We start from the raw sequence: 23428 nt of genomic DNA, 5'->3' as shown, positions 1-23428 counted from the left end.
TCAAATTGAATGAAGATACTTTAGTCCTGAACCCGTTAATGGAATAAGAATTTTACTACCTATCAATTCTTCTCTGTTAAGTAACTCAAAAGCCTTCCACACTACCGAACTCGAAGGCTCGACAATAAACCCTCTACTGTAGAGATTCCTCATTCCTTCTTTTATATCTTCATCATCTACGATTATACCTCCTCCTTTAGTTTCATTTATTGCATTGATTATATCATTGATTCTTGCAGGATTGCTAACAACAAGCGCGTCTGCAGAATCGCTTCTTCCTTGAGATTCATGTACAATTTTTACTTTTCCCCTCAAATAGCCGGTTCTAGTCGGCTGAACAGCCCAAATCTTAGGCAATCCTCCGTTCTTATCGATATTTCTCTTAAAGCCCTCAAATATTCCAAGCAATAGAGTTCCTGAAGCAAGTGGAACAATAACGTCAGTTATGCCAATTGTTTTCTTGAGCACTTCTTCTACTAAAAATGACATTCCATAGTTGAATATTGGATTTACCATGTGCCCTATGTAGCACGCATTTTCATTTTTTTTTGCCATTTTTACTGCAAGATTAAAGGCTTCCTCCCTTGTCTCAGTTATCGTGAGCTTTGCACCGAGAAGGTTTAAAAGTTTTTTCTTAGATTCAGCTATAGTTTTTGGGGAAAAAATATAGGATTCTCTATTGACCCTTCTTGCGTAAACAGCTGTGCTTATTCCTGTATTTCCAGAAGAGTCTTCAATAAAAGATGAGCATTTTTTCTTCAAAAAGTATTGCACTGTAGCTGATGTTCCTCTATCTTTAAAGCTTCCTGTGGGATTCAAATATTCAAGCTTAAAAAAGAGTTCTTTTCCTCCTATCTTTTCCTTTACAAGCGGCGTATTTCCTTCTCCCATGATCCTATATCTAAATATCTTGGGCTTCTTGGCCAAGTTTAGCGAAGAACCACAATAAGGACATTTCCAATCTTTAGGCGCATCCTCGAACTCCTTTCCGCATTTTGGGCAGATAAATGTATAGCCTTCCATTCTGTTCACTGATTATATCTACTGTACATTGAGAGTCCTTAAAATTATCGGCGCAAGATGTTCAGGTTTGCTATACCACTTGTCATATTTATATGTCTGCCCTTTGTATGATAGTTCTATATAGTCTCCCTTATCAGTAATCGTCATTATGATCTCCATGTCCTTCACTAGTCTAAGCATCTTTTCCTTAGGCAATATCTTTATACCTGCGGCATTTAGCTTTACTGATATTTGTTCTTTTAATTGTTCTAAATAGTCTGCCATTTTTGATACCTCCTAATAAACTGATTAACCTTAAATTTGATTTTAGTAGGTTAAAATTTTTTACCTGAGTTTCTTTCTGTTACGAATGATGATGAGATCAAGATTTAAACAACTTTAAAGATTTATTCTATTTAATCTACGCATTTCCTTTTGTCAGGAGGTTCGCAAAAGGTCAAAGCAAAATATTAAAAACATATTGAAGTGCTAAGGAAAATACCCTATTTACCTATCTTATATGCAGATTAAAGATGTAAGCTTGAAACAAGTGTAAACTGATATCCGATTTTAGGGAACTTTAATCTTTTATAGCAACGAGAAGGTCAAAGAATCAACTATAACTCCTTTTGTTACTTTATTTAAAAAATATCTTTATTCTTTTCTCTCTTGGATACAATTTCAAGAACATCTGGGATTATTCCCTTTCTACTAGGTTCTGATAAACTCTCCAAATTCTTTTTACTATGACAGAACTCATATCAAATACATTTTCTTTTAGGAGTCTTATAGCTATTTCAGGAAATTACTCTGGATGAAGTCCTTTGGCCATTAATGAGGCTTCTTTACAGCTTCTACTATGTCTCTGTTACTTGGAAATCAGGCCTTTCCCCGGTTTATTTTCACTTTCATATTTTTTCATCAAGAAGGTCCCCAGGTATGAATTCGCCATAATCAAATTCATCTTTTATCAGAAACACCTGTAACTACATTATTAAATAATATATTGTTATGTAAATAATAAATTTAGCAACAATAAATAATTAATTGTTTTTTGTTAGAAATCTTAGACTTTTGTAAATAATGTACACGGGCCCGCGGGGATTTGAACCCCGGATCACCGGCTCCGGAGGCCGGCGCCCTATCCTGGCTAGGCTACGGGCCCGCTACTACAGAGATCCTTTTTTTCAATCTTTTTCACGTTATCTAAGACGTTTTGCTTAATTTCATTAAGTGGCAAGTACTTTTCAAAAAAGGTTTCAAGCTTTTTTCCATCCACTGCGGTACTTGCTTTACTAGAAGCAATAGCACAAAATTCTGGGACTCTACTACTCACCTCATAAGTTCCCACTTTTTTTGATAGCTCTATTATTTCTTCTTTATCAAAGCCAATCAATGGCCTAAATACTGGAATATCGATAAAGCTCTCTGTAACTGCAAGGTTATGAACAGTTTGGCTTGAAACTTGTGCTAGGTTTTCTCCTGTTGAAATGGCTTTTATCCCAAGCGACTTTGCGAGCGCTTCAGCCCCTACATACATAGATACCTTAAGCGCGACGGTTCTATATCCTTCTGGGAAGTAATTAAACAGGTACGGGAATATCCACCTATGTTCTACGATGTACACATTCTGGTTTGGACCGTAGGACCAGCCGCATATAAGCTTCTTTGCAACATCTAGGAAGTACTCTTTATGTTCTTTCCCTCCTATGTTAAAGAACAGTATATCAACAGGTGAGCCTCTCTTCATGAGCATCCATGCAGCAACAGGCGAGTCAAATCCTCCGGAAACGAGAGAAAGTATCTTCAACTCGCTACCTAAAGGTAAACCGCCAACACCATTTATGATATCTTTATATACAAAAAACAATCCCTTTCTAGCTTCTACATATATGGATATTTCAGGGGACTCCAAGTTCACTTTTCCAGCTCCCATTTCCTGAAGCTTCGCGCCTATCCTTCTTTCTATGTCTTTGCTTGTAAATCTATTTTCGTCGGCCCTTCTCCCTCTAACCATAAATACTTTTCCCCTAACATCTTCAATTGAAGCCTCGCTCACCTTATCTACCAAGTCGTCTAGATCTCTATACTCGCCCATCAGAGCAGGGCTTGAGCTTGTAACCCCAAAAACCCTAGAAATTAACTCGGCCTCCTTCCTCGGATCCTCAGGAGTTGTTACTAAAACTCTGCCAGGGATAACTCTTACAATCGATCTTTCGAATCCATTAGATTTCAAAGCATTTTCGATATTCTTTGCTAAAATTGATTGCATTCTTCCCCTTGTAATTTTTCCCTTTATGCCTATTTCTCCAAATCTTGCTATAATACAGTTTGCATCCATTTTTTCCAACTCATTGATATAAGTATATTATAAAACTTTATAATTAAAAAAATAAAAAATATTGAGTTTGAAGGTGGCTTGCTTGAGTGAAGATGACAGAAGCAGAAAGATATTCTATATATTGGGAATAAGTGGGCTACTAGCTGTAATATTCTTAATAGGCGCAATAGTATATGCTGAAATAGACACTCCATCTTTAAAGCCTATGTATTCGCAGCCTGGACTTAAGCTTGATTATTTAATGAACGTCAGCTTTGGTAATTTTTCAGTACAGTATGTTAGAATTGAAATGGTTGTAAGTAGATATCCTCCTTATAACTATACAGTGAATGTAATTGTTGCAAACACAACGCAGTTCCCTCCTCCACCTAGAACGATAGAATATAACAATAACGTCACATTTCCGATGGGAAACGGATATGCAATGGAAGGGTTGCAACTAAATTCTCTAGTTCCAATCGGCACTGTAGATTACGAGCTGAATGGAGTTAAAATTTTAGGTGAAAGGTTTCTTGACCCACAAACAGGTTCAATAATAACAGTTGATCTCGATAAGGGGATAATTTTAGAAGTGAGATACTCTTACTACGGAGTGCTTAACGATATAAAACTTATTGACATGAGCGGGGGCTCTCTTTCTTATGCCTGGTCTCGCTAGGGTGCACATAAAAGTCTACGGCATAGTTCAAGGGGTTTTTTTCCGCTCCTTTACTAGGAAAGTAGCAAAAGAATTGAACGTAAAAGGATGGGTAAGGAACTGTATTGATGGCAGCGTAGAGATAGTCGCAGAAGGAGAAGAAGACGCTCTGTTTAAACTAATAAATGAGGTAAAGAAGGGCCCCCCTGCTGCTGTGGTAGAAAATGTAGATGTAAGCTGGGAGGAGTATAGAGGTGAATTTGACGATTTTGTGATCATTAGGTAGATTTCTCATTGCGATGGAAGTTTAAACTCTCTTATGGAATAATGATTTTATTTTTAAGCAAGTTACACATGCACTAAAGTGTATAACGAAAACTCCTCATTTATTCTCCCGAATTTTGTAGTATTTAAATTTTGAAAAGCACTTTCCTAGGGTCAATTACATTTTTGGTAATATAATCGTCAATAGCATGTTTAATTCTTCTCAGAAGACTTCTTCTCATTGATAAAGGGAGCTTTTGGTATATTGTTAAGAGATTATATTGTAGTTTAAGTTGATCGGAAAGCTCTTTGAAGTCTGCGTGGTTTATTACAGTGTTGTAAGCTTTATTGAAGTCCCTCAATTCGATCAGAAATTTTCCCAATAGTGAGGACTGAACATATGAAGGTCTTATTCCTTCTCCAGTTAGAGAAAAGACTGTTCCGTTAGCTTCTCCAATCGTATAGCCAAAAGTATATATGGGCTTAGCTCGATATTGAAGAGTTATTAGCGATGTCTTTATGTTCAAAATTCTTAAGTTTCTAAATTTTTTATTCATAAACTCCATTAGCTTGCTTGTAGGGTTCTTTATCAGCAAAGACCCATATCCAACGTTTATTAATTTTCCAGCACTGGGAAAAACCCAGTAGAATCCTATATTTTCTGCGTCAAAAATCAGTTTTACTTCACTTTCAAGAGAAAGATCTGAGGAAATAATCGCTCTAGCTATAGGTATTTTCCTCAACTTATTGAATGAAAATGGACCAGTAGCATCTATAACTAGATCCTCGCTACCATTTTTTTCTTTAAATGGATTTACTTTTTCGTAAGAAAGCAGTATACCGCTTTTTTCTGCATACCTTCTGTGCTCTTCAATCCACTTCCTTTTATCTATGATGAACCATTTTCCTGAGGAGTAATGTCTTTCTTCTATTAAATTTTCTCCGTCGTAAATGTAGAAGTCTTTTATTTCGTGCAATATTTCTGGTTCAACATAATAGATATTCATGTTTAAGTTCAGAAGCGCCTCTCCGCATGGCTTCTCATAATTTCTCTCTCCATCATATACTTTTATTTTTTCATCTTTTCTACTGTTGATAAGGTAGCTTATTGCAAATGAAATGCCAGAGGGTCCTCCTCCCACTATTTTTATCATAATCAACCACTCCTTTTAAATATGTTTTTGAAAAATTTATAAGCTTAAATAACAAGAGAAAAGAGTTGACTTTTAATAAAAGGTGAGTTAGTGTGTCAGTAGGAAAGGTCAAAGGAATTAACACTCACGGACATTTAGGATGGGTTATGAAAAAATGCAGGATCTGTGGCAAACATCTTGATGTAACGAGGAACATTGTTTATAAGTGCCCTAACTGTGAGAAAAAATATGATGCTTACTTCTGCGAATCAGATGCAAAGGTCCTGCACTACAGATGCCCATACTGCCACGGTCAGCTAGTTCTCTTCTCAGAGAAACCCGGTTGAAAGTTATGCCAACAAGGAGTATATGGCTAAATAACTACGAAAGGGTTACAGAAGTTTTTTCTCCAGAACTCAATACTTATGTATACTTTATTGATATCTTCAAGCAATGTAAAGTGCTTAAAAATTTAGAATGTAAAGAAATATCTTCAACAGAGGGAAAACTTTCATTATTTAGTTGTGAGTTAAAAGTGGAAGCAATAAATTCGGCCGTAAGCCTAGAAGTTTTAGTTGATTCAGAACACGATATTACTCAGGCGATAAGCGTACACTTTTCTAGAAGTCTTCCCCTCGATCCTCAGCTTTTAATGAAAGTAAAAGAAGAAGTGAGCATTTTCTTAGACAAAAATTGTTGAACGATATAAAAATTTTCCTTTAGGATTTATTACTTTTCTATATAGACAATGTTGTCTAGCTTTATAGCACCTTCCCCCGGAGGAGGGTACTCGTATGATATGTATTTTAATTTATGCAAAGCCTTCAAGTCTTTTTCTGCTTCTTTTAATTCTTGCGGAATGTAGACAACTTTTGCTATCTCATCTGAGAACTTCAGTCCATTCTGTTTTTTATACTTCCATATATCACTATTAACTTTAACCATCAAATCGATTATTTGTGTTAATTTATCATTAATGCCTTCCTCCGCATTAATTTCTTGAGTTAATGATGCTTGATGTATGCTTCCGCAATTTTTCATAAGCCTCCAAATCTCATCAGAAATAAATGGCATTATTGGGGCAGTCATTAGCAGGATTGTTCTTAATACTAAATGCAATGTGGCCCAAGCAGATTCCTGATCTTCTTTGCTCCATTCATTGTTTAAATTATATGCCCTCTGCTTCACTAGTTCTATATAATTGCTTGCAAATATATCCCAAGTAAAGCTGTAGACTAAGTTAGAAGGTTCATAAGTATCCATTTCTTTGAAGCTACTTATATACTTCCTAAGTGTCATTTTTGTATATTCTAAAATTGCTTTATCAATTGTATTCTTTCCAGCTTTTTCCTTTCCAGGATCTGGAAACCTAGATATGAACCTTGAGATATTCCAAAGTTTTGTAGTAAATAGAAGACCTGTTTTTAAGAGGTTTGGATTAAACCTGTAGTCATATCCTACTTTAGCTGCTGAAGCAGCCCAAAATCTAAATGCATCAGCGCCATAGCTTTCAATTACCGGAAACGGGTCTATTACATTTCCCTTGGACTTGTGCATAGCTTCTCCTTTCTCGTCTAGACCCATACCTGTAATCCTAACGTACTTGAAAGCAGGTCTTCCTGTCAGCTGATATACTCTAAGTATGCTATAGTATAGCCAGGTTCTAATGATCTCATATCCTTGAGGTCTTAAAATATCGTTCTTCAATTTTTCATATAATTCATTGTCTCTCATGTACCCGGTGATATATAGGGAAGATATGCTTGAATCGAACCACGTATCAAATACCTTTTTCTCTCCTTCTAAGTAGCTCTTGTCAGCGCCACAGACAGGGCATTTTTCAAAAGGCGGTTCATCTTTCCATGGCCTATAGTATTTAAAGTCTTCTGGTACTAATATTGAATTGCATTTTTTGCACCTCCATGTAGGAATTTCTGTAGCGTAATACCTATCTCTAGAGATGGGCCAATCAGTCTTTATTGAGTTGATCCAGTCAATAAGCTTCTGCTTATGCATTTCAGGGTAAAACTTCATTTTATCAATAGCTTCTAAGAGCTTATCTTTAAATTCTATCTGCTTTAAAAAGTATTCTCTAACGTGAATAAATTCTATTGGAGTTCCGCATCTCCAGCAGACTGGTACCTTGTGCATAAGTTTTTCTTTTTTTACCATCAGACCTCTCTTTTCCAGCTCTTCAGCAATTTTAGTTCTAGCTTCATGCGTTTTCATCCCCTTTAGAAATCCTGCTTTTTCATTTAGTCTACCATCCCTGTCGACCACAATTTCAGGCTCTAAACCGAGCTCTCTAAACATCTTTATATCATCTTCATCTCCGTAGCTACATATCATGACAAGCCCGGTACCAAAGTTCGGGTCAGCGTTTTCATTCTTGTAAATTTTTAATTCTTTTTCATAGATTGGCGAAATGGCCGTTTTTCCCTCGAGCCCTGAATAGCGAGGATCAGATGGATGGTAAATTAAAGCCTTGCATGAGGAAAGTAGCTCTGGCCTTGTAGTTGCAACTGTCACGTAATCGTTAGTTTCCCTTATTTTAAATTTAATATAGTATAAGTATGTTTCGAGCTCTTTATATTCAAGTTCTGCATCGCTTAAGGTGGTTTTGCATCTTGGACACCAATTTACAGGCCTTTCTGCTACATAAATCAATCCCTTCTTCCAAAGCTCCCTGAATGTTGCTTGGGTGAGCTTTCTATATTCTTCGCTGTCAGTTCCGTTTTTCCAATAATCGTAGCTGCATCCAAGCCTTTCTAGTAGCTTTACCATTTCTTCCTCTATAGAATCAAGCTCCTTTTTGCAAAGCGCTAAAAACTTCTCCCTTCCTTCTGGTGTGGAGGAAACTTCATGAGGATTTATTCCTGTTTTCTTTTCAACACTCACTTCAACAGGCAAGCCGTTTCTATCAGCATAAAAAGGAAGAAGAACATTATAACCAATCATTCTGAAAAACCTTGCAATCATGTCATGATGGACGTAATGCGCTGCCCCAGCGACGTGCCATTTTCCGCTAGGATATGGAGGTGGGGTATCAATTACAAGAGTTGGCTTCCTTCCTAAATCCTCCTTCCTGAATTTTCCTATGTTCTCCTTTTTCCACCTTTCAATGATCTCGTTCTCCTTTTTTATATCCCATCTTTTCTCTTCTATAATATTGCTACTGCCGTTGTTTTCCAAGCGCTCCACCCATTAGAGCTACTATTAGTGAAAAATTCGTTCAGGCATTTTAATTTTGTAATTAATTCCTTTAATTTTCTTTTCTTTAAAAACATGAGTTTTCCTTTAAGCTTTTAGAAATAAGACATAATTGGTAATTTATAAATAGCTTGCATTCCTAATATAATACATTCCGTAAAAAATGTTTCAAATTGGAGGTACATATGTTGCAAAGAGAAGAAGTTGTAGTTTCTCCCCAGCTTTTAGAGAAGCAACTTTCTAAGGAACCATTTTTAAAAAAGGCGTACGAAATAGCATTGCGCGACGAGGAGCTTCAGGTTTTATTAGAGCATAGTAATGTAATGGCAGTTAAAAGATTGAAATATAACGACCACGGTCCTACACATGCAAAAATAGTTTCAGGCTCTAGCTTAGAAATATTCGACAGAATATTCTCCGCCGGCATTGAGCCTACTACTATAAAAGACGGTGTTTTTCAGAAGACAGAAGAAGCAAAGCTGGTGGTCCTTTTAGGTTCGCTTTTTCATGATATTGGAAATAGTATTCACAGAATAAATCACGAGTTTATAGGAATGCTTATGTCCGCAAGTATTCTAGATAGAATTCTTTCTTCAATATTTCCAAACGATAAAAGGAAAGCTATATTAATGAGAGAAGAAGTGCTTCATGCTATATATGCTACAAGCTATACTGTTCCTGCACTTACTATTGAGGCTGGCTGTGTTAAGGTTGGAGATGGCACCGATATGTCAGAAGGAAGAGCAAGGATCCCTTATAGGTTAGGAAAAAACGATATTCATGCTATTTCTGCTCTAAGCATAGACAAAGTGACGATTTCTTCCGAAGACGAGACTCCAGTTGTAATAACCATTTATATGAAGGAGAGAGCTGGAGTGTTCCAGGTTGAGCAGGTTCTTTATCCAAAGATAGCGACGAGCGGTATAAAGAAGTATGTCAAGCTTAAAGCAGTATGGGGAGGAAAAGAAATGAAAATGGATCTTTCATAAAGAGAATTGCTGAAGGTAACAATATGATAGAAACTGAAGTAAAAATAAAAATTGATGACAACGATGAAAAGAGGATCAGAGATTTTGCAGAAAGTAGTTGCATATTTAGAGAAAAAGTATCCATAAATGACATATATCTGATCCATCCTTGCATCGATTTTTCTAAAACAGATGAGGCAGTAAGGATTAGAATTGAAAGTACTGCCGGTATTGAAAAAGTAAAAATAACATATAAAGGCAAAAGAAATAAAGACACAGATTTCAAAAAAAGGGAAGAAATAGAATTTGAGGTTAAAGCGAGCCCAAATGACGTAATATCATTTTTCTTAAGAAATAGGTACAGGGTCCTTTGTAATATAGAAAAAGATAGGGAGATATATGAGTGTAAGGGTTTTTACCTCATGATAGATAATGTGAAGGATCTAGGAAAATATATTGAGCTCGAGCAAATAGGCAAAAACGAAAAATCTATACAAATCTTTCTCGAGTCTTTCAATCTCAAAGAAAAAATTGAACCTCTTACATACTTAGAACTAATTATGAAAAAATGAAAAACATACATACGCAAAGATAATAATTTTTTTAAAAACATCAATAAAATGGTGATTTAAATGTCATTGAGGCTACAAGTTAAAAAGCCGAAGGAACAGTCCACAGAATATGATGTAGCAATAATAGGTTCAGGTCCAGCTTCATTATCGTGTGGATTATATTCTGCGAGGTATAGGATGAAGACGATAATAATAGGAGATACGATTGGTGGGCAATTAAATCTTACAAATATAGTTGAAAATTATCTCGGTTTTCCAAAGATTACAGCAACAGATCTAATCTCGAGATTTAAGAAACATGTAGAAGAATACGATGTGGAATTCAACCTAGACAGAGTTAATAGTATAAAAAAAGAGGGTAGCTACTTTATTATTAGAACTGTAAATGGCAAAGAAATAAAAGCTAAGTCAATCGTTTTAGCTATAGGGCTTAAAAGGAGAAAACTTAATGTGCCGGGAGAAAATGAATTTGCAGGAAAAGGAGTCAGCTATTGTAGCATATGCGACGCCGCATTTTTTAAGGATGCAGCTGCAGTAGCTATTGTTGGCGGAGGAGACTCTGCTTTGGAAGGTGCACTACTTTTGAGCGAATATGCTAAAAAGGTTTACTTAATACATAGAAGAGATCAGTTCAGGGGACAGCCGATATTAGTAAATGCAGTAAAGTCCCGAAAGAATATAGAAATAGTTTACAACAGTATAGTAAAAGAAATTAAAGGAGATAAGAAAGTAAACTCAGTTAAAATAAAGAATGTAGTTAGCGGAGAAGAAAGAGAACTTCAAGTTAACGGAATATTCATTGAAATAGGATTTGAGCCTGACATAGAATTACCTAGAAGCATCGGCATCGAGCTCGATGAGAACGGATTCATAAAGGTTAATGAATATATGTCAACAAATGTAGAAGGAGTTTTCGCTGCTGGAGATTGCACCAACATGTGGAAGGGATTTAGACAAATAATTACGGCGACAGCGCAGGGTGCTGTTGCAGCATATTCAGCTTATAAGTATTTAAGTGAAAAATGGAATAAAAATTAAGCTTTTATTTCTGCTTTAAAGTTCTTAAGAATTTCTGCAACGTTTTCCTTCCACCTTGACAAGCCGTAAGGAGTTTCTGGGTATTCATTATATGCGTTTTTCATTTTATTCATAAATGTCGAAAGTGTCCTCAGCTTTAAAAGTAGAGACGGCTTCGAAGTCATTTTTAAAATCTTAAAGAAATCGCTCACTATCTTCACTGACTTTTCTATAGCGGATTCATTTAACTCTCCTTTTCTTCCGAGAATGTCCACATCATTTTCGTCAACAATTTTCTTCTCCATGATGAAATCGAGCTCCTCGTCACTGAGCCTTTGAAGGAACATTCTTGTAAGCTCAAGAGATGCCTGCTTTGTTCCTATCATCTTCATGTACCCAACATTTGTGATCCATAAGTTGAACCTGTTAGGCTCTCCTTTTTCAAATGCATTTTCTATTCCTTTTGATGCCCAATATGCGGATATCATAGCATAACCCATTCCGCCACCGTGGACAGGATTGACTGCAAACGCAGAATCGCCGATGGCTATGAAATTGTCCCAAACTAAGGAATCTAAGGGTCTTCTTGTTGGTACTTGTGCCCCGCCTGAAGAGATTACTTCTTTTTTGCTCCTTATCTCAGGTCTTTTGCTCAATAAATTTTCGTATATTAGTTTTGGATTTGGATATCCCATACCGCCCTGAACGCCAAGTCCTATGTTTGCGCTGTCTATTCCCTCTGGGAAATACCACCAATAACCCCCTGGAGAAACTTTCTGATTCAGGTATATTTTCAATATACTGGGCTCCTTTATCTCATAATTAAGCTTGACTATTTCTCTATATGCTATATCTGAGTCTTTGGGATCCAGTTCTTCAGAAACGGGCCATTCCTTTGGCAGGTATCTTCTTATCACTCCAGCAGTTCCAGTAGCATCAACTATAATTTTTCCCTTGAATTCTTCAATTTTATCATTGATTTTTACCTTTATTCCAGCAAGTTTTGCGTTTTCAAAAACTGGACCCAAAACTTGCGTTCTTGGATAAAATTCTACTCCGTTATCAACTGCTGTCTTAAGAAGTCTAGTACCGAACTTTTTCCTATCAATGATGTACCCTTCACCATAAATTCTAAATTCTACATGTTCACTAGGACTGATTATACTGATTCCTGTCACAGTTTGTTTTATTTCATCTCCTTGGGGTTCTGGAATTCCAAGCTCGAAAAAGTGATGCTTACCAATAGCATTTCCGCAAGGCTTACCCCATAGGTCTTCCCAGCTTCTTGAGTCAAAGACAGCTACCTTATAGCTCTTTTTTTGTGATAAAAAATAAGCAAGAGTGGATCCGCTCGGTCCTGAACCTGCAATTATAACATCATAATCATTGTTGACAATCAACTTCTTTTCACCAGAATGTTTTTTTGCAAATAAGATTATTTATTCTTTAATTGTTAAGAATTAAAAGTTTATGCTATTTTCATCTATGTATATTTTTAATTATTAACAATTATTAAGATTTTTAATTTTTAAATGAAAATAAAGAAAATAAATTAAAATAAATTATTTATTATATATATAAAATAAAAAATATTTAAATATTATTTTTCCTAATTAAATATTACTAATATCATTATTGAGGTGTAAGTAATGGCGATAACATATACAGATCCACTAACTGCTCAGTTGTTTGGAATAACATGATCAACGATTCTTGTAGCATATGCTATGTTAAGGATGGCAATGGGCCAAGATATAAAGACAGTATTGAAAGGATTGTATGCTCCACTACTTGCAATGGGAGTGTATGTCTTTTTTAGCGGACTATATGGATACTTCATATGGCCGTTGCCAGGAAGCTATGACATACTATTTTATGATATGTATGCAGTGCTTGGCGTAGGATTAATTGCAATAGCATTGTGCATTAAGCATGACACGAAACTGGAATACATCGGTTTTCTCGCTTTGATATATGGCGTCATAACTATATTCTACGGATATTCCGGATATAGCTTAGGAATGACGAAAGAGCCAGCAGGAATGTTCGCCCTCTATGCTCTAGTAGGATTATCATCAATAGTGTTCTATTTCGTTTCTTTTGGCATCGATTCTGGAAAAGTCAACAAGCCTTTGCTATATATAGAAGCTTTGCTTTTAATACTCGGAGGACTAGCGGCAGCATACATAGCTGGAAGTGCAGTGCCTTCCCATCTCAAAATGTTCGGTCAGTACGTGCCTTTCATCTAATTTTCAAATAAATAATAAAATTTTTTATAAAAAGGTACAATAATAATACAAGTTAAAATTCTTAACTTCCATAGAAGGGGAAAAAATTGGGATTAGATGTAGAGCAAATTAGGGAGGACTTTCCAATTTTAAAGCAAGAAGTGAGGGGAAAACAGATAGTTTATTTTGATAACGCGGCTACATCACAGAGACCTATTCAAGTTATAAATGCCATAAAAAAATATAACGAAGAATTAAACTCAAATGTTCATAGAGGGCATCATTATTTGAGTAAAAAATCAACTGAGCTCTATGAAGAAGCTCATGAGATAGTAGCAAAGCACATTAATGCAGATTCATGGCAAGAAATAATTTTCTCTTTAAATACTTCTTATGCTGTTAACCTAATGGCATATCCTTTAGTGATGAGAGGGTTAAAAGAAGGTAGAGATAAGATAGTGATCACTGAAATGGAGCATCATAGCAATATGCTACCATGGAGAAATGCAGCAAAGATATTTGGGGCAAGAGTAGAATATGCGAGAGTTGATAAAGATGGTTACATTGACGTTAAAAGGTTAATTAATAAGCTAGATGAAAAGACATCTGTACTCGCTATAACTCATGCAAGCAACGTCACAGGGATAATAAATCCAATAGAAAATATTAGTAAAGAAGCGAAAAAGTATGGAATAACCGTTTTCGCTGACGTTGCTCAAAGTATTCCTCATTTAAGTATTGACGTCAAAAAGCTTGGAGCGGATTTCATCGTGTTTAGCGGACACAAGATGCTGGGCCCACTTGGAATTGGAGTATTATATGGAAAATTAGAGATGCTTAGAGAAATTGATCCATTTATAGTTGGGGGAGGGACTATAAAGGACGTGACTTTGGAGAGCGTAATGTACGACGAGCCTCCATATAAATTTGAAGCTGGTACTCCAAACGTATCTGCGGCTGTAGGATTAATGGAGGCTGTCAAATATCTTGAAAAGGTCGGAAAAGATAACATTATTCAGCATGAAAGAATGTTGCTAATGAAGGCTAGAAAAGGCTTAAGCGAAGTTGAAAAAATTAAATTATATCCGAAAGATCTCAAGAGCGAGTCGACTGGAACTTTGGCTTTTAATATAGATGGTGCAAACCCACATATAGTAGGGAGTGTACTCAATGATTTTTATGCTATTGCAGTAAGAACAGGGCTTCACTGTGCTCACCCGTACCACTATGCAATAGGAGCGAATGAAGGAACTATTAGGGCGAGTTTTTATTTATATAACACTGAAAGTGAGATAGAGTATTTTATAAGGTCAATGAGTGAAATAGTAAAAAAATATTTTTAAAATTAAATATTTCAAATATTATAGTAAAACATAGGTGCAGAAAATGGACGTAGAAGAGAAGATTAAGCTAATAACAAGAAATACAGAGGAAGTTGTAACCGTAGAAGAGCTCAGAGATCTTTTAATAAGAGGGGAAAAGCTCGAAGGTTATCTTGGGTATGAGCCAAGCGGGTTATTTCATATAGGATGGATGGTTTGGGCATATAAGGCTAAGGATCTAGTTGAAGCTGGAGTTAATTTAAGGCTACTTGAAGCTACTTGGCATGCATGGGTTAATGATAAATTCAACGGAAACATGCAAGTGATAAAGGATGATGCGAAATATATAAGACATAGCTTGAAAGCGATTGGTATTCCTGTAGAAAAAATAAAATTTATAGATGCAGAGGATCTAGTTAGTGATAAAGATTATTGGGCACTCCTATTGAAAGTTGCGAAGAATACTACATTAGCTAGAGCTAAGAGAACTTTAACTATAATGGGAAGAAAAGAAGAGGAAGCCGAACTTGATTCAAGTAAAATAATATATCCTTTTATGCAGGCAACAGATATCTACTATATGGGGCTAAACATCGCTCTGGGGGGCATTGATCAAAGAAAAGTCCATATGCTCGTAAGAGAGTTGGCGGAAAAGGTCGGGGCAAAGAAGATAGTAGCAATACACACTCCACTACTCACTGGTCTTCAAGGATCAGGAAGGGCAGGTGGAGGATCGAGCAAAGATGAAATAATGTCCGAAGTAAAAATGAGCAAGTCAAAGCCAGAATCTACCATAATAATTCACGACAGTCCAGAAGATATAAGGGAAAAAATAATGAACGCGTACTGTCCGAAGCAAGTGGTAGAATTTAATCCTATAATCGAGATCAACAAATATTTGCTATTTTCTCAGGATAACTTCTCACTTTATGTCGAACGGCCTAGCGAATATGGCGGTCCTATTGAAATATATAGTTACGACGAATTAGAAAGAATGTACCTGAAAGGCGAAATACATCCTCTCGATTTAAAAAAAGCAACAGCAGATGCTTTAATAAAGAAACTAGAGCCAGCTAGAAAATATTTTGAAGATAATAAAGAAGCGAAAGAGCTCGCATTAAAAATTGCTTCTGAGCTAAAAATTGAGATAAATTTATAAAAATTTACTATCTATACTTTCATAATTTTTCAATTTTTCTATAATTCTTATCTAAGGGAAAAGTTTAATTTTTGTTGAATTGAAATTTAATTGAAAATGGCGTTTATCTCAATTAATGGCGACCTATGCTAACCTCTTAGTTGATACGAGACAACAACTAGGAGAAGCTGTAAGTATAATAGATAAGTGTTTGTTAGGTTTTAGCATGGGTCGCCGCTATTTACTATCAATGCATGGAGGATGATTATATATGAAATATCTGATAAAAGCAAAAATCGAAATTGATGGTGTAGTTGATAAAAACGATGTAATAGGGGCTCTCTTCGGGCAAACCGAGGGTCTTTTATCGCCAGACCTCGATCTAAGGGAGCTTCAGGATAAAGGAAGGATTGGAAGAATAGCTGTAGATTTAAAACCTCAGAATGGAAAGATAAAAGGAGAAATAAAGATTCCCTCAAATCTGGATAAGGCTGAGACAGCTCTTATTGCAGCTCTTATCGAAACAGTTGATAAGGTAGGACCATATAACGCTAAAGTACAGGTAACTAGAATAGTTGACCTTAGAATTGAAAAATTGAAGAAGGCCGTTGAGAGGGCAAAAGAACTACTGAAAACTTGGCAGAGTGCTGAAGCACCAGACGTAAAAGATCTTTTGAAAGAGATACAATCTTCTCTGAAGCCTGCCGAAATAATCGAATATGGTCCTGAAAAGCTTCCAGCAGGAAGTGAAATAGAAAAAAGCGATACTCTCATTATTGTTGAAGGAAGGGCTGATGTCTTAAATCTGCTTAGATATGGATACAATAATGCAATAGCTTTAGAAGGAGCAAAAGGAACAATACCTGAAAGCGTTAAGCAATTAGCAAGCAAAAAGCAGAAGGTAATAGCTTTTACCGACGGAGATCACGCAGGAGAGCTGATATTGAGGACTTTATTAAATAACGTGAAGATAGATTTAGTTGCAAAAACTCCTCAAGGGAAAGAAGTTGAAGACCTTACAGGAAAAGAAATAGAAATGGCCCTCCAAAACGCGGTACCTCCACAGCAGTTCCTTTCTGAGCTAGAGAAGAGGGAAGAAAAGGAAGAAGTGACACAGAAGGAGCTGGAGAAGAAAGAAGAAAAGTTAGCGCCTCAAATAACAGTTACAGAAGAGCAACAAAAACCTTCAATGCCTCTATCTATTGAAATACCTGAAAATGTAATGAAAGATATGAATGAACTCAAGGGAACGCTCGAGGCCATCCTTTATGATGATAACTGGAATGTAGTTGCAAGAGTGCCTGTAAGGGATCTCTATGATACTTTATCTAAGCTTGAAGCTAATAAGGTTAAAACTGTTGTATTTGACGGGATCATAACTCAGAGACTTATTGATATAGCATCTCAGAAGAATGTAAGCTATTTAATTGGTGCAAGGATAGGAAACGTCTTGAAGAGAGATGAAAAAGTAGTATTACTTTCAATGTATGATTTATTGAGCTAGCCCCAAAACAAAGGAATTTTTTAATATAAATCATATAGGTGTTTTACCTAATGATCGATAAATATTCCAGCGAAGATGCCATTATCCTAAGACCTGGAACAAAAATCTTTCTTAAAAGAATTCTTTCCTACAACCTGGATATGAGTAAAATTCTAGAAGAGCCTAAATTCTCTTTTTTAAAAAGCGATGAAAAAAAAGGAAGGTATGTTGCCATTGAAGGGATAGATGGATCAGGGAAAACTACAATAGCCGAAAAAGTTTGCAACCTTCTGATGCAAGGAGGAAAAAGATGTATTTTGGTTAGAGAGCCATGGACACTGGAAATAAAAAAGCTATTAGAAAACAATCCAAAAATTGATCCTGTTGTAGAAGCCTTTCTTTTTGCGACAGATAGGATGATTCTAAACTATAATGTAATAAGTAACGCTTTAAAAGAAGATACATATGTAATATCTGACAGGTGCTACTTATCTAGTCTAGTTTATCAGTATATCAGAGGTGCAGAGGAAAGCATAATTTTTGCTTTAAATTCGCTTATAATCAAACCGGATGCGATCTTTCTGCTTGATGTTTCGGTTGAGACTGGCTTGAAAAGATTAATGGAAAAGAAGAAAAGGGAGCTGACGCACTTAGAAGGTTTTGAATTTTTGAAAAAAGTAAAAGAAAGGTATTTGGAGATTTCGAATACTTTAAAGGATCAGAAAATATTTAAAATAGATGGAGAAGCAAAGCCAGAAGAAATTTCAGAAGCAATTTTCAATAAAATTATAGCGCTTTAAAAATAAATTTAACAACTGAAAGCCTCGCCCTTTAGGGCGGAAAGGAGTCAGTTGATATGTAAAATCCCCCCTTTAAATTCGAGTTTTTTCCTTTTTATTAGTTCATAAAGCAATTTTTTAGCTTCATTTTTTGATATTTTCAGTCTTCCCATTAAAACATTAGTTGCATCTTCTAAAGTAATTTCCCCAAATTCTAGCATGCTGTCTAGCAAGACTTTATAAGCCTTCTCGAGAAAGTAGCTTTCTCCTTCATCAGCCTCAAGTAACTTTCCATTTTTATATTTCAAGTACTTTTTTAATCCCCCGTATTTTATATAAAAGCCAGAATAATCTTTTTCTAGCCTTAAAATATTCATACCAAAAATCCTGTTAATCCCTTTACTCACATGTGTGAATAGAAGCCTTACATTTCTTTTTAGCCTTAAAAAATCATTAATATAATCATCAAGGTTTTCTCCTATTGAAAAGATTATTATAGGAACATTTGTATTGTTCTTCTTCATTTGCAACTCTTCGATGCTATGAGGAGGAATTATATTTATGGAAGCTTGATTGCAATTTGCTTGAATGTATTTTTCAATAATATTTCTGTTTATTGGGGAGATCTCTACAGCAAAAACTTCAACTCCCTCACTTTTGTAAATGTTACATACGGACTGTGCTAGCAATAAGCTAGACTCTAGTGAGTAATGTGATATGACTACCAACCTGAGCTTGGTTCCTATTTTTTCTAAAATGCTTTTCAAATTTCTCCACTAACTTACTAAATAGTGCCGCGAGCTCTTTTAATTTTTCATAATAAAATCCTGAAATGTTATAGTACCCGATAAACAGCAAAATAGACAAGGGAAAAAGCTCATAATATATTGGAGAAATTTGTGTGAAGTAAAAACTATAAAGAGTTTTGTTTCCTGCAAAATATGTAATATAGTAGAAAAAGAAAAAGAAAAAAGAAAGCAATGAAAGCCCTGCGAATTTTTCCAGATTTTTGTTCTCTGAAATTTTAAAGAAATATACTGGAAAAGTCAGAAGAGATGCAAAAAAGACAGGTATATATATGAACGGAAGTCCTTTAGCTGGGATGTCTGGATTGTAAGATAAGTAAAAAGAGTGCAAACCAAAGACCCAATCGATGGGAGTGCTTGCAGGAGGTCCTGGAGGTCTGCTTTGTGTGTTCCATATTATTGCTGAAACGAATTGAGATATAACCCATACAGGTCCAAAATGAATAATGTATGGTAGGAAAACTATGATTGCAACTATAAGCTGGGCTAGTGCAACCTTGAAAAATGCACCTATTATATCATTTTCTTTTTTATAAAGAAATAATATTAAAAATGGAATCAGAAACAGACCACTGTATTTTATCGTAGATGCAAGAGAAAAGAACAATAGGGAAAAATTCTTCTTATCATAGATATAAAAGAGAGATCCAAGTGCCGTAAAAAAGGCTAGGTGAATATCTAGCATTGCTACAGAAGCCATGTTAGTTGTTAATGGATCAAAGGAAGCGGCAGTTGAAGCTAGTATCATTCCAAAAATGCCAGCCAATCTCCATCCTGCTAAAGCAGCTATTATAACTATAGCTGCACCCTCTATAATACCGGGCAATCTCCAACATATAGGTTTATCACCTAAAAGGTATATTGCTAAAGCAATTATGTATTTACCTAGCGGCGGATGCTCAGGATTTATATATGTATTAACGTTTGAGGTATCTGGAAGCGGAAAGCCGGGAATTATGTCAGTTAAGTCTTTGCATTGGCCTAATGATTTTACTAAGTTATTTGGCACTGCGACAGCTATTGCTGTATTTTTAATATAGTCACCTTTGAGGATTTCTCCGCCGTTTTGCAAAACAAAATTTTCGCATGTAAGCATTCCTTGGTACGAAGAAAAGAAGAGATTTAGACCTGTTAAATTATTTACCTCGTAGGTTGCATTCAAATGAAAAATATCTTTCAAAATCAAAACCGAGCTTGGAACGTACCAAATTTCATCGCTAACATACCAATTTTGGCTTTTTGCGATGTTGTATTCATTTTCAAATTTGTATCCAGAAAGGACTAAACAAATAATAATACCTATAATGAAAAGCTTTAAACCTCTTGCGTCCGTAATTTTTTTGATTATATTCATTGAAATTAACACCGTATTACCGATGCGAATTCGAAAATGTAGCTTGCTTACCACATATCATAGCTTTTACTATTATGATAATATTTCATATCTAGAAATAATTATTTATTATTTAAAATCTATTCTAAAAATAAGTAAGGAGCCTTTTGTTAACAAAAGCTTTTAGGATAAAAAAATTGTTTATCTTTCAATATAATTAAAAAGTTTTTATAAAACATCATCAATTTTAGTAATAAATAATGGAAAATATTCATAAATTTAATTGATCGTGGTGAAGTTTTTATGGCAAAAAAAGAGAAAAATACCATATATCAATTAGATGAAATAGATTTAAAAATACTGACGCATTTATCCAATAGTTCAAAGACAAGTTTAAACCAGCTATCAAACATCTTAGGAATCCCGGTTTCTACGGTTTTTGCTAGAATAAAAAAGCTCGAAGAAAAGGGGATTATTGATAAGTATACCTTAAGCGTTGATCCGAAAAAGCTCGGATTTAACGTGACTGCAATAATCAATTTCAGTGTAGAGGGCTCTCATATAGAAGAATTTGAGAAGCAGATATCAAATCATCCCAACGTTTTGTTTTTGTATGATATAACTGGAGATTTTGATGTCATTGCAGTAACAAGATTCAGAAACATAGAAGAACTCGATTACTTTATAAAAAACGTACTAAAAAATCCATATGTAAAAAGGACAATAACAAATATAGCATTAAGGGTTGTAAAAGAATCATATCTTCATGTTCCTTTGTTGATAGAGTAAAAAAATTTTAGAGTGAATTTGATTTGCATGCAAAGATAAGGACTTTAAAAAAGGTTGCAATATCGCTGGTTTTAGCATGTATTTTTCTTTCAATCTTTTCTTATATCTTGACTAGAAATACTATACATTTGATAGAACTATCCATATTTATCTTTCTGCTTGTAATTGACTGGATCCTTATATAAATTCTTAAAGAATTAGTTTATCTAATAGGAGCCTGGCACCGGCTTGAGGCCCCTGCGAGCCCTCTCGGCGCTCACGGGGAACCTCAACGCAACCGGCTTAACTTCCGGGATCTGACGAGTCCGGGTGTTGCCCGGTTGCTATGGCCGGTCCAGGCAATAAATTATTAATTTTCAATAGGTTTTTAAATTTAATGGTTATCTTTAAGCATCAAAATTTAAAAAGGTGATATACGTGGATAATTTAAAAAGAGGTGTTGAGCTTATAAATAAGCTTGCAAATATTGATGCAATTGCTACTGATGTTGATGGAACTATTACCGCTAATAGAGACGGATATTTCATACCAAGTGAAGTTATAGAATGCATTAGAGAGATAAGAAAGTATAACATAATGCTCATATTTGTTTCAGCTAATGCTTTTCCAGTTTTGTATGGGTTGGCGAGATATATTGGTGCAAAAGCAATCGTTTCAGAAAATGGTTGCATTATTGCTTCATTAAATGAACATGGAAGAGAGATGAATATCTACGAAATTTGTGGGCGAGGATACAGAGAATTAGTTTCAAAAATTGTATCTGAAATGGGAGATTTCTTAAAAGAAAGCTGGCAGAATGATTATAGAAAATACGATTTTGCTCTTATTCAAAAAGATAATAGAGTATCTCATATAGAATTGATGCAAAAAATTAAAAAAATCGTTATAAAAAACGGATATGACAGCAAGGTAAATGTTAATTATAGCGGTTACGCTTTTCATATTACTCCAAAAGAAGGTGGCAAGTCAGTTGGTCTAAAAAAGATTTCAGAAATTTTGGGAATTGAACTAAAAAATACTTTAGGAATTGGTGATAGTTATATGGATTTAGAATTCATTCAGCTAACTGGGGTAAAAGTTGCTGTTAGAAATGCAGACGAAGACCTTAAAAGGAACGTTGATATAATAACCGACGAAGAAAGCGGATATGGTTTCGCTCAGATATGCGAGACCATAATAGATGCAAAAAAATTAAAGCTTCAATCTCTTTAGAAGATTAATTATTTTTGATTTAATCGACTCTTTGTCTTGAACATCATCAATAAGCGAAATTCCTGCAGCATATGGATGCCCACCTCCTCCTAAAGCTGAAGCTATCTGTAGCACATTTATTTTATGGCTTCTTAAAGAAATTCCCTTATCATAAATAAATACATAAAGATCAGCCGGTCTTTTTCCCTCGCTTTCTAACTCTCTAACTATATCGCCTGGATGTAATTTTTCACTTGAACTTATAAAGGCTATAACTCCTTGCTCAGTTTGAACATATTCTGAAGCTTCAATTGCACTTTTTATCAATTTTTTGTACTCGAGATCGATTCTTTCAAACTCCCTCTGAGCCCATTTAGGCCAAATATAACCATCAATCCAGCTTTCGAGTGTTTTATATCTTATACTCCAATCACCCCACCTTAGCAACACCCTCCACTTGTATGTCATTTCATATTTATTGGAGAAAGTATCATCATCAATAGCTAATTTAAGTACATCTTCAATATACGATGGAGGACGTTGCTCGCCATATAAGTAATTTTTTACCAGCTCAGCAGCGCAAGAAGCTTTCTCATCTACGATGATTTCAGCCCCCCGCGTTTTTAAAAAATTTTTCGCTTCTTCATCCCAAGCATGATGATCTATCCATACCAGCTTTATCTTCTTTTTTTCTGCAATTTTGATGATGTTTTCAGCTATTTGAAAACTGGGATTTAAATCAGTAATAAAAACATTCTGGACTTTGTTCTTACTAATTTCATTGAAATATTTGTCAATTTTTATAGTGCTAGAAAGCTTAATGTTTCTAGTGGGAATTCCATAATTAATAGAAAGAATAACGGCAGAAGCTATGCCATCTATGTCCCAATGCGAAATTATACCTCTCATCATTTTCAGCCTATATATTTATCCCAAATTATTCTTCTATTCAAAGGTTAAGATTTTTTACTTGTTACACTATAAGCACTAATATCCAATATCTAAGAATTTTTTTGCATATTAATTAAAAGCTTTTTTATATATAAAATTATAGGACTAGAAGCATTGTTAATTATCCATATATATTATCATTTTCATCTTTAACAATAACAATGTTCTTCGGATCGTGTATTATAGTACCAATTTCTTTTTTATTAATTGGTTTATCATTTTTGGTTTTATAAACTTTATTTGTATATAGTATTTCTACATACT

The 23428-nt window shown here is 35.0% G+C and carries 24 protein-coding genes, 1 tRNA gene and 1 rRNA gene; 15 read left to right on the top strand and 11 right to left on the bottom strand.

From position 1 onward, the window contains the following. From ACP5SL_RS02005 to thiI, 4 genes are all read right to left on the bottom strand, one after another. Entirely contained in the window at positions 1 to 1023 is a 1023-nt protein-coding gene (locus tag ACP5SL_RS02005) for a threonine synthase (RefSeq protein ID WP_428228108.1), read from the bottom strand. Between the two features lie 18 nt (positions 1024 to 1041). Then, entirely contained in the window at positions 1042 to 1287 is a 246-nt protein-coding gene (locus ACP5SL_RS02000) for a hypothetical protein (RefSeq protein WP_014558307.1), read from the bottom strand. 805 nt (positions 1288 to 2092) lie between these two features. Further along, positions 2093 to 2167 (bottom strand) — tRNA-Arg (locus tag ACP5SL_RS01995). Further along, complete coding sequence (thiI, locus tag ACP5SL_RS01990) at positions 2153 to 3343, bottom strand: tRNA uracil 4-sulfurtransferase ThiI (RefSeq protein WP_158308326.1); 1191 nt, start codon at positions 3341 to 3343, stop codon at positions 2153 to 2155. The genes ACP5SL_RS01995 and thiI overlap by 15 nt, the downstream gene beginning before the upstream one ends. A gap of 82 nt (positions 3344 to 3425) precedes the next feature. On the opposite strand from thiI, the gene ACP5SL_RS01985 reads away from it, so the two are divergent. Further along, a complete protein-coding gene (locus tag ACP5SL_RS01985) occupies positions 3426 to 4001 on the top strand; it encodes a hypothetical protein (protein ID WP_272985271.1) in 576 nt (191 codons plus the stop codon). Continuing rightward, positions 3985 to 4266, top strand: coding sequence for an acylphosphatase (locus tag ACP5SL_RS01980; protein ID WP_148683733.1), 282 nt, complete (start codon positions 3985 to 3987; stop codon positions 4264 to 4266). The genes ACP5SL_RS01985 and ACP5SL_RS01980 overlap by 17 nt, the downstream gene beginning before the upstream one ends. Before the next feature lie 124 nt (positions 4267 to 4390). On the opposite strand, the gene ACP5SL_RS01975 is transcribed toward ACP5SL_RS01980, so the two are convergent. Next, on the bottom strand, positions 4391 to 5398 hold the full coding sequence (locus ACP5SL_RS01975; protein WP_014558311.1) for an NAD(P)/FAD-dependent oxidoreductase: 1008 nt from the start codon (positions 5396 to 5398) through the stop codon (positions 4391 to 4393). Between the two features lie 146 nt (positions 5399 to 5544). Between ACP5SL_RS01975 and ACP5SL_RS01970 the strand changes: the two genes are divergently transcribed. Continuing rightward, the gene (locus tag ACP5SL_RS01970) at positions 5545 to 5724 is read left to right on the top strand and encodes a hypothetical protein (protein WP_409335739.1); all 180 of its coding nucleotides are present in this window, start codon (positions 5545 to 5547) and stop codon (positions 5722 to 5724) included. Between the two features lie 5 nt (positions 5725 to 5729). Then, positions 5730 to 6077, top strand: coding sequence for a hypothetical protein (locus tag ACP5SL_RS01965; RefSeq protein WP_014558312.1), 348 nt, complete (start codon positions 5730 to 5732; stop codon positions 6075 to 6077). A gap of 29 nt (positions 6078 to 6106) precedes the next feature. On the opposite strand, the gene ACP5SL_RS01960 is transcribed toward ACP5SL_RS01965, so the two are convergent. Then, positions 6107 to 8569 (bottom strand): valine--tRNA ligase, encoded by a 2463-nt coding sequence (locus ACP5SL_RS01960; protein WP_014558313.1) that lies wholly within the window; start codon positions 8567 to 8569, stop codon positions 6107 to 6109. A gap of 203 nt (positions 8570 to 8772) precedes the next feature. On the opposite strand from ACP5SL_RS01960, the gene ACP5SL_RS01955 reads away from it, so the two are divergent. Genes ACP5SL_RS01955 through trxB form a run of 3 tightly spaced genes read left to right on the top strand, consistent with a single transcriptional unit; the run spans position 8773 to position 11165 of the window. Further along, positions 8773 to 9576, top strand: a complete 804-nt coding sequence (locus ACP5SL_RS01955) for a phosphohydrolase (protein ID WP_193803236.1) — start codon at positions 8773 to 8775, stop codon at positions 9574 to 9576. Next, a complete protein-coding gene (cyaB, locus tag ACP5SL_RS01950; RefSeq protein WP_148683735.1) occupies positions 9540 to 10127 on the top strand; it encodes a class IV adenylate cyclase in 588 nt (195 codons plus the stop codon). The genes ACP5SL_RS01955 and cyaB overlap by 37 nt, the downstream gene beginning before the upstream one ends. Before the next feature lie 60 nt (positions 10128 to 10187). Next, complete coding sequence (trxB, locus tag ACP5SL_RS01945; RefSeq protein WP_193803237.1) at positions 10188 to 11165, top strand: thioredoxin-disulfide reductase; 978 nt, start codon at positions 10188 to 10190, stop codon at positions 11163 to 11165. On the opposite strand, the gene ACP5SL_RS01940 is transcribed toward trxB, so the two are convergent. Next, a complete protein-coding gene (locus tag ACP5SL_RS01940; RefSeq protein WP_014558317.1) occupies positions 11162 to 12544 on the bottom strand; it encodes a digeranylgeranylglycerophospholipid reductase in 1383 nt (460 codons plus the stop codon). The genes trxB and ACP5SL_RS01940 overlap by 4 nt on opposite strands. A 309-nt stretch (positions 12545 to 12853) precedes the next feature. On the opposite strand from ACP5SL_RS01940, the gene ACP5SL_RS01935 reads away from it, so the two are divergent. The 6 genes from ACP5SL_RS01935 to tmk all read left to right on the top strand — a co-directional run bounded on the left by ACP5SL_RS01935 (position 12854) and on the right by tmk (position 18115). Then, positions 12854 to 13393, top strand: coding sequence for a DUF981 family protein (locus ACP5SL_RS01935; RefSeq protein ID WP_428228114.1), 540 nt, complete (start codon positions 12854 to 12856; stop codon positions 13391 to 13393). A gap of 86 nt (positions 13394 to 13479) precedes the next feature. After that, positions 13480 to 14715, top strand: a complete 1236-nt coding sequence (locus ACP5SL_RS01930) for an aminotransferase class V-fold PLP-dependent enzyme (RefSeq protein ID WP_014558319.1) — start codon at positions 13480 to 13482, stop codon at positions 14713 to 14715. A gap of 43 nt (positions 14716 to 14758) precedes the next feature. Continuing rightward, on the top strand, positions 14759 to 15853 hold the full coding sequence (locus tag ACP5SL_RS01925) for a tyrosine--tRNA ligase (protein WP_014558320.1): 1095 nt from the start codon (positions 14759 to 14761) through the stop codon (positions 15851 to 15853). Positions 15854 to 15968: 115 nt separating this feature from the next. Then, complete coding sequence (locus ACP5SL_RS01920; protein WP_265589014.1) at positions 15969 to 16097, top strand: hypothetical protein; 129 nt, start codon at positions 15969 to 15971, stop codon at positions 16095 to 16097. Between the two features lie 6 nt (positions 16098 to 16103). Further along, positions 16104 to 17336: a DNA primase DnaG gene (gene dnaG, locus ACP5SL_RS01915; protein WP_014558321.1), complete on the top strand. Its 1233-nt coding sequence runs from the start codon at positions 16104 to 16106 to the stop codon at positions 17334 to 17336. Between the two features lie 50 nt (positions 17337 to 17386). Further along, entirely contained in the window at positions 17387 to 18115 is a 729-nt protein-coding gene (tmk, locus tag ACP5SL_RS01910; protein WP_014558322.1) for a dTMP kinase, read from the top strand. Between the two features lie 47 nt (positions 18116 to 18162). Here tmk and ACP5SL_RS01905 read toward each other — a convergent pair whose 3' ends face one another. Both ACP5SL_RS01905 and ACP5SL_RS01900 read right to left on the bottom strand, forming a co-directional pair. Then, on the bottom strand, positions 18163 to 18861 hold the full coding sequence (locus tag ACP5SL_RS01905; protein WP_148683737.1) for a hypothetical protein: 699 nt from the start codon (positions 18859 to 18861) through the stop codon (positions 18163 to 18165). Beyond that, positions 18788 to 20254: a hypothetical protein gene (locus ACP5SL_RS01900; RefSeq protein WP_428228107.1), complete on the bottom strand. Its 1467-nt coding sequence runs from the start codon at positions 20252 to 20254 to the stop codon at positions 18788 to 18790. Before ACP5SL_RS01900 ends, ACP5SL_RS01905 begins: the two co-directional genes overlap by 74 nt. A 282-nt stretch (positions 20255 to 20536) precedes the next feature. Between ACP5SL_RS01900 and ACP5SL_RS01895 the strand changes: the two genes are divergently transcribed. Then, on the top strand, positions 20537 to 21022 hold the full coding sequence (locus ACP5SL_RS01895; protein ID WP_428228106.1) for an Lrp/AsnC family transcriptional regulator: 486 nt from the start codon (positions 20537 to 20539) through the stop codon (positions 21020 to 21022). Between the two features lie 218 nt (positions 21023 to 21240). On the opposite strand, the gene rrf is transcribed toward ACP5SL_RS01895, so the two are convergent. Continuing rightward, a 5S ribosomal RNA gene (rrf, locus tag ACP5SL_RS01890) occupies positions 21241 to 21359 on the bottom strand. A gap of 80 nt (positions 21360 to 21439) precedes the next feature. Between rrf and ACP5SL_RS01885 the strand changes: the two genes are divergently transcribed. Further along, on the top strand, positions 21440 to 22234 hold the full coding sequence (locus ACP5SL_RS01885) for a phosphoglycolate phosphatase (RefSeq protein ID WP_428228105.1): 795 nt from the start codon (positions 21440 to 21442) through the stop codon (positions 22232 to 22234). Here the strand turns inward: ACP5SL_RS01885 and ACP5SL_RS01880 are convergent. Further along, the gene (locus ACP5SL_RS01880) at positions 22214 to 23122 is read right to left on the bottom strand and encodes a DHH family phosphoesterase (RefSeq protein ID WP_158308327.1); all 909 of its coding nucleotides are present in this window, start codon (positions 23120 to 23122) and stop codon (positions 22214 to 22216) included. The genes ACP5SL_RS01885 and ACP5SL_RS01880 overlap by 21 nt on opposite strands. Between the last annotated feature and the right edge of the window lie 306 nt (positions 23123 to 23428).

Origin of the sequence: Fervidicoccus sp. (genome assembly GCF_049967375.1) — an archaeon.
In the GTDB taxonomy this organism is placed as follows: Archaea; Thermoproteota; Thermoprotei_A; order Sulfolobales; family Fervidicoccaceae; genus Fervidicoccus; species Fervidicoccus fontis.
The sequence above is the reverse complement of the archived record's forward strand: the minus strand, read 5'-3'. Positions and strand labels throughout refer to the sequence as shown.